The sequence below is a fragment of the Paracoccus hibiscisoli genome (assembly GCF_005048265.1).
GTDB lineage: Bacteria > Pseudomonadota > Alphaproteobacteria > Rhodobacterales > Rhodobacteraceae > Paracoccus > Paracoccus hibiscisoli.
Genome location: NZ_SUNH01000021.1, coordinates 20,340 through 33,777, shown reverse-complemented (window position 1 = coordinate 33,777; position 13,438 = coordinate 20,340). Strand labels below are relative to the sequence as shown.

General features: G+C 69.3%; 14 protein-coding genes. 7 read left to right on the top strand and 7 right to left on the bottom strand.

From position 1 onward, the window contains the following. Window positions 1-100: 100 nt before the first annotated feature. From FA740_RS14580 to FA740_RS14565, 4 genes are read left to right on the top strand one after another with little or no spacing between them, the layout of a single operon-like run. Window positions 101-937: an ABC transporter ATP-binding protein gene (locus tag FA740_RS14580; protein ID WP_136857505.1), complete on the top strand. Its 837-nt coding sequence runs from the start codon at window positions 101-103 to the stop codon at window positions 935-937. Next, the gene (locus FA740_RS14575; protein ID WP_136857504.1) at window positions 934-1,707 is read left to right on the top strand and encodes an ABC transporter permease; all 774 of its coding nucleotides are present in this window, start codon (window positions 934-936) and stop codon (window positions 1,705-1,707) included. The genes FA740_RS14580 and FA740_RS14575 overlap by 4 nt, the downstream gene beginning before the upstream one ends. Before the next feature lie 17 nt (window positions 1,708-1,724). Next, complete coding sequence (locus FA740_RS14570) at window positions 1,725-2,732, top strand: ABC transporter substrate-binding protein (RefSeq protein ID WP_136857503.1); 1,008 nt, start codon at window positions 1,725-1,727, stop codon at window positions 2,730-2,732. Further along, the gene (locus FA740_RS14565) at window positions 2,729-4,240 is read left to right on the top strand and encodes a gamma-glutamyltransferase family protein (protein ID WP_136857502.1); all 1,512 of its coding nucleotides are present in this window, start codon (window positions 2,729-2,731) and stop codon (window positions 4,238-4,240) included. The genes FA740_RS14570 and FA740_RS14565 overlap by 4 nt, the downstream gene beginning before the upstream one ends. Before the next feature lie 2 nt (window positions 4,241-4,242). Here FA740_RS14565 and FA740_RS14560 read toward each other — a convergent pair whose 3' ends face one another. Then, entirely contained in the window at window positions 4,243-5,130 is an 888-nt protein-coding gene (locus FA740_RS14560; protein WP_136857501.1) for a LysR substrate-binding domain-containing protein, read from the bottom strand. A 105-nt stretch (window positions 5,131-5,235) separates the two neighbouring features. Between FA740_RS14560 and FA740_RS14555 the strand changes: the two genes are divergently transcribed. Together FA740_RS14555 and FA740_RS14550 are read left to right on the top strand one after the other, a co-directional pair. Continuing rightward, a complete protein-coding gene (locus FA740_RS14555) occupies window positions 5,236-6,444 on the top strand; it encodes an acyl-CoA dehydrogenase (protein WP_136857500.1) in 1,209 nt (402 codons plus the stop codon). Then, complete coding sequence (locus FA740_RS14550; protein ID WP_136857499.1) at window positions 6,437-7,582, top strand: CaiB/BaiF CoA transferase family protein; 1,146 nt, start codon at window positions 6,437-6,439, stop codon at window positions 7,580-7,582. Before FA740_RS14555 ends, FA740_RS14550 begins: the two co-directional genes overlap by 8 nt. On the opposite strand, the gene FA740_RS14545 is transcribed toward FA740_RS14550, so the two are convergent. From FA740_RS14545 to ribA, 5 genes are read right to left on the bottom strand one after another with little or no spacing between them, the layout of a single operon-like run. Further along, window positions 7,566-8,396 (bottom strand): RibD family protein, encoded by an 831-nt coding sequence (locus FA740_RS14545; RefSeq protein WP_136857498.1) that lies wholly within the window; start codon window positions 8,394-8,396, stop codon window positions 7,566-7,568. The two genes, FA740_RS14550 and FA740_RS14545, sit on opposite strands and share 17 nt — an antisense overlap. 22 nt (window positions 8,397-8,418) lie before the next feature. Continuing rightward, a complete protein-coding gene (locus FA740_RS14540; RefSeq protein ID WP_136857497.1) occupies window positions 8,419-9,192 on the bottom strand; it encodes a class I SAM-dependent methyltransferase in 774 nt (257 codons plus the stop codon). 2 nt (window positions 9,193-9,194) lie between these two features. Next, complete coding sequence (locus FA740_RS14535; RefSeq protein WP_136857496.1) at window positions 9,195-9,590, bottom strand: 6-pyruvoyl trahydropterin synthase family protein; 396 nt, start codon at window positions 9,588-9,590, stop codon at window positions 9,195-9,197. A 13-nt stretch (window positions 9,591-9,603) separates the two neighbouring features. After that, window positions 9,604-10,548: a zinc-dependent alcohol dehydrogenase gene (locus tag FA740_RS14530; protein ID WP_136857495.1), complete on the bottom strand. Its 945-nt coding sequence runs from the start codon at window positions 10,546-10,548 to the stop codon at window positions 9,604-9,606. Further along, a complete protein-coding gene (ribA, locus tag FA740_RS14525; protein ID WP_246053660.1) occupies window positions 10,545-11,588 on the bottom strand; it encodes a GTP cyclohydrolase II in 1,044 nt (347 codons plus the stop codon). Before ribA ends, FA740_RS14530 begins: the two co-directional genes overlap by 4 nt. Before the next feature lie 297 nt (window positions 11,589-11,885). Here ribA and FA740_RS14520 point away from each other — a divergent pair, with 297 nt between their 5' ends. Further along, on the top strand, window positions 11,886-12,617 hold the full coding sequence (locus FA740_RS14520; RefSeq protein WP_136857493.1) for an FkbM family methyltransferase: 732 nt from the start codon (window positions 11,886-11,888) through the stop codon (window positions 12,615-12,617). Here FA740_RS14520 and FA740_RS14515 read toward each other — a convergent pair. Continuing rightward, a complete protein-coding gene (locus FA740_RS14515) occupies window positions 12,614-13,390 on the bottom strand; it encodes an inositol monophosphatase family protein (protein WP_136857492.1) in 777 nt (258 codons plus the stop codon). The genes FA740_RS14520 and FA740_RS14515 overlap by 4 nt on opposite strands. Window positions 13,391-13,438 lie beyond the last annotated feature (48 nt).

Here is a 13,438-nt window from a genome sequence, read left to right as displayed (position 1 = left end):
GCCCGACCGCATCAGCCTTTGCAGCGGCGGCGATTCGGCGGTTAACCCTGTGGCATGAAGTGTATGCACTTTGGTCATGCACCTTCGGTAAGGAATGCTCATGACCCCCGATCTTGCACAGATTCAGCCCGAACGAAAGCGCGCCGCGGTCGAACTGTCGCGCGCGGGCGTCACCTTTGGCCAGGCGGGCGCCCGCGTCCAGGCGCTGCAACCCACCGACCTGCGCATCGACGAGGGTGAGTTCCTGGCCCTGGTCGGTCCCTCGGGCTGCGGCAAGTCCACAATCCTCAAGCTGGTCAGCGGGTTGACCCGCCCGTCCGAGGGCGCGGTGATCGTCGGCGGACGCGAGGTCGCGGCCAAGGCGCTGCGCATCGGCATGGCGTTCCAGAACCCGACCCTGCTGCCATGGCTGACCATTGAAAAGAACGTGATGCTGCCGCTGAAGATCGTGCGCCCCTTTCGCCATGATTTCGCCCGCAAGAAACGCGGCGAGTATCGCGACCGGGTGCATGCCGCGCTGGCGGATGTCGGGCTGCAGGGCTTTGCGAACCATTACCCCTGGCAATTGTCGGGCGGCATGCTGCAACGCGCCAACCTCTGCCGCGCGCTGATCCACGACCCCAGCCTGCTGCTGCTGGATGAGCCCTTCGGCGCGCTGGACCAGTTCACCCGAGAGGAGCTGTGGGGCACCATGCAGGATCTGTGGATCAAGCGCCGCCCCACCGTGATCCTGGTGACCCATGACCTCAAGGAGGCCGGGTTCCTGGGCACCCGCATCTGCGTGATGAGCGCGCGCCCCGGCCGCATCATCGACGACAGCCCCGTCACCTTTCCCCGCCCGCGCAGCATCGAGATGACCTTCCAGCCCGAATTCACCGCCCTGAACCAGCGCCTTCGCGAACGCATCATCAGCGCCCGGCAGGAGGTGACGGCATGACCTATGCGCTGCGCCGCCGCCTCTGGGCCGCCGCTCTGATCCTGGCATTTTTTGTCACCTGGGAGGTGCTGTGCCTGGCGCTGAACGTGTCCGACCTGATCGTGCCGCGACCCTCTCAGGTGATCGCCACGCTGTGGGTGCGCATGCCGGTCCTGTGGCCGCATATCCTGCAGACGCTTTGGACGACGATGATCGGCTTTGCCCTGGGGGTGATCGTGGGCGTGGTGATCGGCGCGCTGATCGGCACGTCGCGTGTCGCCTATGACACGGCCTATCCGCTGCTGATCGGGTTCTCGTCCATCCCCAAGGTCGCGGTGGTGCCGATCTTTGTGCTGTGGTTCGGGGCGGGGCCGGTGCCTGCGGTGCTGACCGCGCTGGCCATGTGCTTTTTCCCCATCGTGGTGAACATCGCCACGGGCCTGGCGACCACCGAGCCCGAGATGGAGGACGTGCTGAAATCGCTTGGCGCCAGCAAGATGGACCTGCTGCTGAATGTGGGCCTGCCGCGGACCATGCCGTTCTTCTTCGCCTCGCTGAAGATCGCCGCGACCTTCGCCTTTGTCGGCACCGTGCTGGCCGAGACGGTCGCCTCGAACAAGGGCATCGGCAATGTGATGATGAGCGCCTCGTCGAACTTCGACGTGCCGCTGGTCTTTGCCGGGCTGTTCATCCTGGCCTTTCTGGGGGTCGCCCTCTACGTCGTGTTCTCGGTCATCGAGGGCCGGGTCGTGGGCTGGGCGAACCGCCGCACCGATCTTTCCCCCTCCTGACCGAAAAGGTGTCCCCGATGCTGAAATTCCTGACCGCGACCGCGTCCCTGATCGCGCTGGCGGGCCCTGCGCTGGCCCAGACCGACATCCGCTTTACCCTGGGCTGGAAAACCCAAGGGTCCGACGCGCCCATCCTGCTGGCGCAGGAGCGCGGCTATTTCGAGGAAGAGGGGCTGCGCGTCACCATCGACCAGGGCGAAGGCTCTGCCGCGACCGTGACGCGGATCATGTCGGGCACCTATGACGCAGGCTTTGGCGACATCAACGCCATCATCCAGAATGCCGCCGAACGCCCCGAGGTGACGCCGGTGATGGTCTATCAGCTGTGGAACAACCCGCCCTTCACCATCGTCACCCGCAAGGCCGACGGCATCGCCACCCCTGCCGATCTGGAGGGTAAGACCCTTGGCGGCTCGCCTGGCACGCCGACCACGCGCCTGCTGCCGGTCTTCGCGCGCATGAACGGTCTGGACCCCGACACCATCACCGTCGAAAGCCTGGCCCCGAACCTGACCGAGCCGATGCTGATCCGCGGCGATATCGACGGATCGCTGGTCTTCAACATCACCGCCTGGTTCAACCTGATCAACAACCGTCAGGACCCCGAGGCCGATTACGACTGGATGAGCTTTGGCGATCACGGGCTGGACCTCTATGGCAACGGCGTGATGGTGTCGCAGGCGATGATCGCGGAAAACCCCGATGCGGTGACCGGGCTGGTGCGCGCCATCAACCGCGCCGCGGTCGAGATCGCCTCGGACGCCGATGCGGGGGCCGATGCCGTCATGGCCTATGACAGCCTGGCCAATCGCGATCTGGAGATGGCGCGGATGACCTATTCCTATGACAATCTGATCACCTCGGACGAGGCATCGCGGATCGGTCTGGGCGATGTCGATGACGACCGCCTGTCGCGCGCCATCGACATCGTGGCCGAGGGCTATCAGCTGGCCGTCACCCCCGACGCGGCCCAGGTCTTCAGCCGCGATTTCCTGCCGCCGCTGACCGATCGCCAGCTGCCATGAGCCTGGCCGTCAGCCCGCATCCGCTGGCCACGCAGGCCGGCACCGACGTGCTGGCCCAAGGCGGCACCGCAGCCGAGGCTGCGGTCGCCATGGCCGCGACACTGGCCGTGGTCATGCCGCATTTCAACGGCTTGGGCGGCGATGCGGTCTGGATGCTGGCCGACCGCGACGGCTGGACCACGTCGATCCTGGGGATCGGGCAGGCGCCGCAGGTGCTGCCCGATCTGCCCGATGCGCTGCCGATGCGGGGGCCGGGGTCGATGCTGACCACGGCCTGCGCGGTGGACAGCTGGGACCGGGCGCTGGCCCTGACGGCGGATCGGTGGGGCGGCACCATGGCGGTGCCCGACCTGCTGACCCCGGCGCGCCGCCTCGCCCGCGAAGGGTTCCGCCCCGGCGACAGCCAGCGTTTCTGGCTGGCGTTCCGCGCCGCCGACTGGCCCGCCTGGCCCGGTTTCGCGGCGCTGTTCGGGGCGGGCCACGACCCGCTGCGCCAGCCGCAGCTGGCCGAGATGCTGGACCTGCTGTCCCGCGACGGGCTGCGCAGTTTCCATGACGGCCCGGCGGCACGGCGTGTGGCGCAGGGGTTGGCCGATGCCGGGGCGCCCCTGACGGCCGCCGATCTGGCCGGCACCCGCGCGCGTCAGGCCGATGTGCTGGCCCAGCCCTATCGCGACCTGATGCTGCTGGCGCCGCCGCCACCGACGCAGGGCGCCGCGACCCTGGCGATCATGGGCATCCTGCACCGGCACACCATCCCGGACGACCCCGCCGCCCGCACCCATCTGCTGGTCGAGGCGGTCAAGCAGGCCTTCCTGGACCGCGCCCGCATCGCGGACCCGGATCATGGCGGCGCTGATCCGCGCGACCTGCTGGACCCCGCGCATCTGGACGCGCGCGCGCGGGCCATCGACCCCGACCGGGCGCTGGACTGGCCGCATCGCGCCCGGCCCGGCGATACGGTGTTCCTTGCCGCGACGGATGCGCAGGGGCGCTGTGCCTCGGTGCTGCAAAGCACGTTCTGGGACTGGGGCAGCGGTGTGGTGGTGGGTGATACCGGCATCATCTGGCACAATCGCGGCGCGGGATTCGCGACCGACCCCGGCCATGTGAATGCCATCGCGCCGGGGAAACGGCCGTTCTATACGCTGAACCCCGGCGTTGCCCTGCGGGACGGGGCGCCGCATCTGCTCTATGGCACGCAAGGTGCGGATGGGCAGCCGCAGACGCTGGCGGTGCTGCTGACCGGGCTGATCGACCGGGGGCTGGAGCCTGCGCAGGCGCTGGCGCAGCCGCGGTTCCTGCTGGGGCGGACGTTCTCGGACAGCCGCGACAGCCTGAAGGTCGAAGGATCGCTTGGCGCGGAGGCCATCGCCGGACTGCACGCCCGCGGGCACGAGGTCGCGGAACTGCCCGCCCTGTCGCCGATCTTCGGCTGCGCGGGCGCGATCCGCATCGCCGGTGGCGTCACCGGGGCGCATGATCCGCGCGGCGAGGGCGGGGCCTAGCCCTAGCCCGCCACCTGATCCGCGATCCAGGCGCGAAAGCGCGCAAAGGCCGGGTCGCCCTGGCGCCGGTCGGGCCAGGCCAGCCAATAGGCGCCTTCGCCCGGCACGCCTGCGCGCAGGATGGGCTGCAGGCGCCCTTCGTCGATCTCGGGTTGGGCCAGATAGCTGGGCAGCAGTGCCACCCCCAGCCCCGCGATGGCCGCCTGGATCATCATCGAGAACTGGTCCATCACCATCCCCGATGCCGGACTGCCCGCCGCGCCCTGCGCCCTGAACCACGCGGCCCAGCCCGAGGGTCGCGTCTCCAGCTGCAGCATCGGCAGGCCGGCCATGTCGGCGGGTGCGGTGATCGGGTGGCGCGCCAGGAAATCGGCCGAGGCGCAGGCCGTCAGCCGCTCGTCGAACAGCCGCAGGTGATGCGCGTCGGGCCAGTCGGGCTGGCCGAAAAAGATCACCGCATCAAAGGCCTCGCTGGCAAAGCTGAAGCGCTGGATCTTGGTCGACAGGTTGATCGAGATGCCCGGATTGTCGGCCAGAAACTGCCCGATCCGCGGCGCCAGCCAGCGCGTGGCGAAAGTCGGCAGGACCGACAGCGACAGCACGCCCCCGCCCGGATTGGCGATCAGCCCCATGCTGGCGCGCTGGATCACATCCAGCCCCTGCGTGACCGAGGCGGCATAGACCTGCGCCTCGGGGGTGGGGGTCAGGCGCTTGCGGTCGCGGGTGAACAGCGGCTTGCCCAGCTGACGCTCCAGCGAGGCGACCAGGCGGCTGACGGTGCTTTGGGTCAGGTGCAGCTCGTCCGCAGCGGCCGTGACCGAGGCGTGCCGCATCACCGCCTCGAAGGCGATCAGTTGGGACAGGCTGGGCAGAAAGCGGCGTTGGCGCATGGGGTCATTCATAGAATGCATGAACCCATGAGGAAATAGTGTTTTTCGTGCGGGCTTTGCTGCGCTAGTCTGACGGCAACAGTCACCCGATGCAGGAATGATGCCATGCTGGACAAGACCACCGTCGATCACAAGGGCACGGCCTTTGCCTGGGAAGACCCCTTTCTGCTGGACGATCAGCTGGACGAGGACGAACGCATGATCCGCGAGACGGCCGCGTCCTTCGCCGCCGACAAGCTGGCCCCGCGCGTCACCGACGCCTATCTGAACGAACAGACCGACCCTGAAATTTTCCGCGAGATGGGTGCCAGCGGGTTGCTGGGCGTCACCATCCCCGAGGAATATGGCGGGGTCGGCGCGGGCTATGTCGCATACGGCCTGGTCGCGCGTGAGGTCGAGCGGATCGACAGCGGATACCGGTCGATGATGTCGGTGCAGTCCAGCTTGGTGATGTTCCCGATCCATGCCTATGGGTCCGAGGAACAGCGGATGAAATATCTGCCGAAGCTGGCCTCCGGCGAATGGATCGGCTGCTTTGGCCTGACCGAGCCCGATGCCGGGTCCGACCCCGCGGGCATGAAGACCCGCGCGGTCAAGACCGAGGGCGGCTATGTGCTGAACGGCGCCAAGATGTGGATCTCGAACAGCCCGATCGCGGATGTGTTCGTGGTCTGGGCCAAGTCCGACGCCCATGGCGGGAAGATCCGTGGGTTCATCCTGGAAAAGGGCATGAAGGGCCTCAGCGCGCCGAAGATCGGCGGCAAGCTGAGCTTGCGCGCATCGATCACCGGCGAGATCGTGATGGAGAACGTTGAGGTCGGGGAGGACGCGCTGCTGCCCAATGTCAGCGGCATGAGCGGACCGTTCGGCTGTCTGAACCGCGCGCGCTATGGCATCAGCTGGGGCGTGATGGGCGCTGCCGAAGATTGCTGGTTCCGCGCGCATCGCTATGGCATGGACCGCAAGCAGTTCAACCGCCCCCTGGCCGCGACGCAGCTGTTCCAGAAAAAGCTGGCCGACATGCAGACCGAGATTGCCTTGGGCCTGCAGGCGTCCTTGCGCGTCGGTCGGCTGATGGACCAGGGCCGCTTTGCGCCCGAGATGATCTCGATCATCAAGCGCAACAATTGCGGTAAGGCGCTGGATATCGCGCGCATGTCACGCGACATGCATGGCGGCAACGGCATCCAGGCCGAATACCACGTCATGCGCCACGCCCAGAACCTGGAGACCGTGAACACCTATGAGGGCACGCATGACGTCCATGCCCTGATCCTGGGCCGCGCGCAGACGGGGCTGCAGGCCTTTGCCTGAAGGCCCGCTGACTGGCCTGCGCGTCGTCGAGCTGGCGCGCATCCTGGCCGGCCCCTGGATCGGCCAGACCCTGGCCGATCTGGGGGCCGAGGTCATCAAGGTCGAATCCCCCGAAGGCGACGACACCCGCCGATGGGGCCCGCCCTTCATCGACCGCCCCCGTGCCGATGGCACGGTGGAGACGGTCGCCGCCTATTTCCACGCCACCAATCGCGGCAAGACCAGCGTCACCTGCGACTTCAATGACGCGGGCGATCTGGACCGCCTGCGGGCGCTGATCGACGGCGCCGATGTGGTGATCGAGAATTTCAAGGCGGGCGGTCTGGCGCGGTTCGGGCTGGATTACGCGACGCTGTCGGCGCGCAATCCGGGGCTGGTCTATGCCTCGGTCACCGGCTTCGGGCAGACCGGGCCGCGGGCAAGCCAGCCGGGATATGATTTCATGATCCAGGGCATGGGCGGCATCATGGAGCTGACCGGCCACCCATTGGGCGATCCGCAAAAGGTCGGCGTCGCCTGGATCGACATTTTCACCGGCCTTTACGGCGTCATCGGTATTCAGGCAGCGCTGGCGGAGCGGGCGCGCTCGGGGCAGGGGCAGCAGGTCGATCTGGCGCTGTTCGATTGCGCTGTGGGGGTGCTGGCCAATCAGGCCGCGAACCACCTGCTGGGGGGCGTGGAACCCGCGCGTCTGGGCAATGCCCATCCGAATATCGTGCCCTATCAGGTGTTTCCGGCGCGGGACGGGCATCTGATCGTCGCCTGCGGCAATGACCGCCAGTTCCGGTCGCTGTGCATGGCGCTGGACCTGCCCGCGCTGGCGGATGACCCGGCACTGGCCACGAATGCGCAGCGTGTGGCTGGGCGGGATGCCCTATGCGCGACCCTGGCGCAGGCGATGGCGGGGCATGACCGCGCCGACCTGATCGCGGCGCTGACGGCGGCGGGGGTGCCTGCGGGGCCGATCAACCGCGTGTCCGAGGCGCTGTCCGATCCGCAGGTTCAGGCGCGGGGTATGGTCGTGTCCCCCGAAGGGATCGCGGGTCTGCGCACGCCCATCACCCTGTCTCGCAACACCACCGTGGCCCCGGGCGCGGCCCCGGCCTTGGGAGAGGGCGCCTTCAACTGGCGGCAGTAGCCAGCGGCTGCGCGACATGCAGCGGCACGACCGCGCGCGCAGCCTGATCGCCAAAGGCACAGTCAAAGACGATGTCGCTGCCCATGCCAAAAACACGCGTGTCGGGGCGCAGCGCGTCCTTCAGCTTGTCCACCGGCGACAGGCTGGTCAGCCCCTGCGGCCCGGCCCCGATGATCAGCGGCGCGATCGAGACCTGAAGCCGGTCCAGCAGCCCGGCCTCCAGGAAACCGGTGATGGTGATGCCGCCCCCCTCGATCAGCAGCGACCCCAGGCCGATGCTACGCAGCCCCTCCAGCACCTGCGCGGGGTCCAGGCGACCGTCCGGGGCGGGCAGGCGCAGGACCTCGATCCCCGGGGCGCGGGGGCGGTCGGTGCCGGTGACGATGATCCGCCGCGCGCCGTCAGCGGCCAAAACCGGCGCGTCGTCGGGCAGCCGCCCGCGCGGGTCGATGACGATGCGCGCCGGGTTGTGGCCGCTGCACAGGCGCACGGTCAGGCGGGGCTGATCGTGCAGGGCGGTCTTGACGCCGATCACCACGCCGTCGACCAGTGCGCGCAGGCGGTGCAGATGGGCCAGCCCCTCGGGGCCCGACACGTCGCGCGCATCGCCCGTGGCGGTGGCCACGCGTCCGTCCAACGACTGGCCGATCTGGGCGATGGTCACCGGACCCAGATCGCGCCGCGCGACGGGACCGTACAGGTCCAGCGCGGCACGTTCGCCCGCCGTGAACCGCCCGCAGCAGGCGCAGGCCTGGCCGGTGCGGACCGACAGAAGCCGATCCCAGACCCGAGGGGTGACGTCGACGGCGTGCATGGGCGGTCCTCCTCTGGGTGTGTCAGGCCGTGCCGGGGGGCAGGGCCAACAGGTCATGATGCCCGATCAGGCAGCGGCTGTCGCCGGCCATCGCGGCGCGGTTGCGGCCCCAGTCGGTCGCGACGGCCAGACCGGTCTCGGAAGCCGCCTGCGCGATCCCCTCGACCAGGGCGCGGTGCAGGGGTGCGCTGTCGGCGTCGATGCGCCAGGGGCTGTTGCCGTCATGAACGTCAAAGCCCGCATCGCGAAAGATCTGCGCCGCCTGCACCGCCGCATCGGGACCAAGCGCGGGGCCAAGCCCCTTGTCGGTCCGCTGGTGGTCGTTGAACGCCCGCGTCACGTCCGCGTCGCGCGGCAGGGCGGGGTCCCAGGCCATGATCCCGTCATAGGACAGCGCGGCATAGAAGGGCAGGCCCACCGCCGCCAGCCGCGCGGCCAGCGCCGCGATCCAGTCGGCGGGCATCAGGTCCAGCAGCGCGGATGCCGTCACCAGGGTGACGCCCTCCAGCGGCAATGCCTCCAGATCGCGCAGGTCCAGCGTGTGGACGGTGGCGCGGCCCGGCGCCTCGGTCGCGGCACGTTCCAGCAGGGCGGGGTCGTTGTCGACCAGATGCCAGCGCGCGTGGTCGGGCAGATGCGGCGCCAGCGTGCGCAGCGTCGATCCGGTGCCGCAGCCCAGATCCAGCACCACCGGATCAGGCCCCGCGACGATGGCCGCCTGCGCCAGCAGCGTCGCGTCGCGGGCGGCCATGTCGGCGGGTTCGCGCAGGGTCAGCCATTCCGCCGAAAAGCCCATGTTCAGATGTCCCCTTCGAACCAGGCGCGGGCCATGTGGCTTTCGTGCAGCAGCACGCGCAGCTTTTTGACGCGGCCCCCGTCCTTCAGGTCACCGGCGCGAACCTTGGCGGCCATCTGGTCAAAGATATGCTTGCACAGGAATTCGGTCGTGGTCATTTTCCCGGCGAACTCAGGGATTTCGTCCAGGTTCTTGTAGCGCAGGGGGGACAGCGTCTCGGCCAGAGCCTCGGTCGCCAGGCCGATATCGACGACCAGGCTTTCGTGGTCCATCTCTTCGGCGAAAAAGGCGGTGTCGACGGTGAAGGTCGCGCCATGCATGCCCTGCGCCGGACCGAAGGTCGGCGAGGGGAAGGAATGGGCGATCATGATGTGGTCTCGGACTTCGACGGCGAACATGGTGTCTCCAGGGTCAATAGGCGATGCGGTGGCACAGGGTGGCGGGGTCGGCCAGGATGCCGGGATAGGCGTCGGGCAGATCGGCGAAGGCCGTCTGCCCCGAGATCAGCGCGTCCAGCCGCGCGTCGCACAGCAGGTCCAGCGCCTTGCTCAGGCGGCGGCGATAGGTCCAGCGCGGCGCGCGGTCGGGCGGGATGCTGCCGACCTGAGTGCTGACGATGCGCAGGCGGCGGCTGTGAAACGCGCCGCCCAGGGGCAGGGCCACCTGCGCCGCGCCATGCCAGCTGGCCTCGGCGATGGTGGCCTGGGGCCCGGCCAGCGACAGGGCCAGGACCAGCCCGGCCTGCGACGCGCTGGTGTGGATCACCACGTCCTGATCGCCGGGTGCGGCATCGGGCGCGGCAAAGGCGCAGCCCAGATCGCGGGCAATGGCGGCGCGGTCGGGCAGGGGGTCGATGACCGTCACCTCCGCCCCCGGCAGCCGCGCGGCCAAATAGGCGGTCAGAAGGCCGACCAGCCCGCCGCCCACGACGGCGATCCGGTCGCCCGCACCCGCGCCGCTGTCCCAAAGGATGTTCAGCGCGGTTTCCATATTCGCGGCCATGATCGCACGTTCTGGGGGCAGCGCGTCGGGCAGCGGGATCAGCGCGTCTTGGGGCAGGCGGAATTCGGTCTGGTGTGGGAACAGCGCAAAGACATGGCGTCCCGCCAGCGCGCCGTCGCTTGCCAGGCCCACGGCGGCATAGCCGTATTTCACCGGAAACGGAAAATTGCCCTCCTGAAATGGGGCGCGCATGCGGTCCTGTTCGCTGTCGGGAACTTGGCCGGACAGGACCAACCGCTCGGTCCCGCGGCTGATGCCCGAGAACAGCGTGCGGACGTGGGTGCCCTCGCCAAGCTGGCCGGGGCGCAGCGCGGCCTGACCGGGGGCGGTGCACCAAAGCGCGTCGGCGGTCATGCCAGCAGATGCCCGGATTTGCGGGCCTTGGTGTCCAGATAGCGGGTGTTTTCGGGGCCGCGACCGACCTTCAGTTCGACCCGTTCGACGACCTCGATGCCCTCGCTGTCCAGACGCGCGATCTTGGCGGGGTTGTTGGTCATCAGACGCACGCGCCCGATCCCCATCTGGCGCAGCAGGGCGGCGCCGGTGCGGAAATCACGCTCGTCATCCTCGAATCCAAGGCGGTGGTTCGCCTCGACCGTGTCCAGCCCCTGATCCTGCAGGCTGTAGGCGCGCATCTTGTTGGCCAGGCCGATGCCGCGCCCCTCCTGGTTCAGATACAGCAGCACGCCGGTGCCATTGGCCTCCATCGCGCGCAGGGCGGCCTGCAGCTGCGGGCCGCAATCGCACTTCAGGCTGCCCAGCACGTCGCCGGTAAAGCATGCCGAATGCAGGCGCACCAGCACGGGCTTGTCCCGGTCGGGGGTGCCGACCTCGACCGCGTAATGCTCGGGGCCGCCATCTGGCGCGCGGAACACGTGCAGGCGACCGTTGCGCGCGGCCAGCATCGGCACGCGGGCGTCCGACACCGGGCGCGGGTCGCGCGGCAGCAGGACCTGGTCCAGAACCTCATCCGCCGCAAGGATGCCCAGGCCGTGGCGCAGCGCGGTGTCGATCACGTCGGGGCCGGTCACGACCAGCGCAGCGGGCAGCAGCTCTGCCGTCTTGACCAGGCGGATGGCGGCACGATGCAGGATCGTCGGCTGATGCTGGGGGGCCTGCGGCAGGGCAGCGTTCGCGGGCATGCGGCGCGACGGGTCGGCCAAGGCCTGGACCCAGTCCAGACGCGCGCCCGCGGGCACGGGGACCAAGGCGACCTCGCCCTCATGCGGACGATGGCGCAGGGCCTCGGCGCGGCGGGCGGTCAGGACAAGCTCTCCTCCGGCGCCCAAGGCGGCAAAGCGTTCGGGCGACAGGGTCTCGACCGGATAGATCAGCGCGGGGGCCGGGTCGCCGATCAGCACCACCGGCAGGCCCAGCCTGAGGTCCGACACCATCCGGGCCACGCGTTCGGATCGACGCAGCGTCAGCGGATCATCGGCCCCCGGAACGGCGGGCAATGCGGTGGAAATCGGGGGAAATACGCGCATTTTTCAACTTTCGGCCCAGGAAACAGGGTGTCACGTTTGTCGCAACGCCTTGAAACACGTAGCAGTTCCGCGAGGGTTGCAGCCTTGTGGCACAATGTCGCGCAGCTGGATCACGCTGCCGTGCGTGCCCCGGAACCGCCCCCGGCTTTCTGGACGCGGGCCGTCGCAGGCCCTAGGCTGACCCCATCCAACCGAGGGAATCCGATGCCTCTGCGCGCCTATCTGGGCCTGATCCGGTCGCTTGCCATCTATTACAATCCGCTGCGCCGCCGGCAGTTGCGGGCGTTCTATGGCGATCTGCTGCAACCGGGCGATCTGGCCTTTGACATCGGCGCGCATGTGGGCAGCCGGTCGCGGGCCATGCGGGCGGCGGGCGCGCGGGTCGTCGCCTGCGAGCCGCAGGAGCCCTTTGCCGGGTTCCTGCGTCGCAGCCTGCCGCGCGACATCGTGCTGGTGCAAAAGGCCATCGGCCCGTCCGAGGCGGTGGCGCAGATGGCGGTGTCGTCGCTGCACCCCACGGTGTCGTCGCTCAGCACCAGCTTCGCGGCCGAGGCGGCCGGGGCGCCGGGTTTCGGCCATGTCCGGTGGGACCGCAGTCAGCAAGTGCAGATGACCACGATGGACGCGCTGATCGCCACCCACGGCCTGCCCGATTTCGTTAAGATCGACGTCGAGGGGTTCGAGCTGGACGTGCTGTCCGGCCTGGGGCAGCCGCTGCCGATGCTGTCGGTCGAATACCTGCCCGCGTTCCGCGACCGCACGCTGGCGGTGATCGACCGGCTGGAGAGCCTTGGCCGCTATCGGTTCAACCCGGTGACCGGAGAGGCCGGGGGGTTCCTGTGGGACGAATGGCGCGACGCGGATGCGGTGCGCGCCTGGCTGGCCGCCCTGCCGCCCGAGGGCGGGTCGGGCGACCTTTACGCGCGGCTGGCCTAGGCGCGCAGGGTCGCGGCCAGGCGGTCGAACAGCGCGGGCGGGGCGGCGATGACGGTGCCGGTGTCCTCGGGGCGCTCATCCGCGGACCAGCCCTCGGTGCGGATGCCCGCCTCGCGCATCAGGACCAGGCCCGCGGCGATGTCCCAGGGCCGCAGGCGGCGTTCCCAGAACCCGTCCAGCCGCCCGGCGGCGACATAGGCCAGATCCAGCGCGGCGGCCCCCATGCGGCGCACCCCCGCCGTGCCCGGCAGCACCCGCGCCAGATCGGCGGCGTGATCGTCGATATGCGGCATGCTGCCAAAGGGCAGCCCCGTCCCGAACAGCGCCGCATCAAAGCCCGCAGGCGCGGCAGGCACCAGCGCCGTGCCGTTCAGCCGCAGGCCGCCGCCCTCCACCGCGCTGAAGGTCTCATCCTTCAGCGGGTCGTGGACGACGCCCAGGACCAGCCGCCCGTCCTGTTCCAGCGCGATGGACACCGCCCAATGCGCGATGCCGCGCAGAAAGTTCGTCGTCCCGTCAAGCGGGTCCACGATCCAGCGGCGGCGACCGGCGCGGCCTTCGGTCTCCTCGCCCAGCCAGCCGTCTTCGGGGTTCGCGCCCAGCAGGCGGTCGCGCAGCAGCGCCTCGGCCCGGTGATCGGCCTGCGACACAAAGTCACCCTGCCGCTTGGCGTCGATCATCAGCGCGCCCCGGTCGTTCCAATGGTCGCGCAGCAGCGCGCCCGCCGCCGTCGCGGCCTCCAGCGCAAGGGTCAGATCGTCGGTCGTGGTCATCGGCCAGTCCTTTCGGCAGGGGCGGTCAGGCGGGGCGTGCAGGCTGCC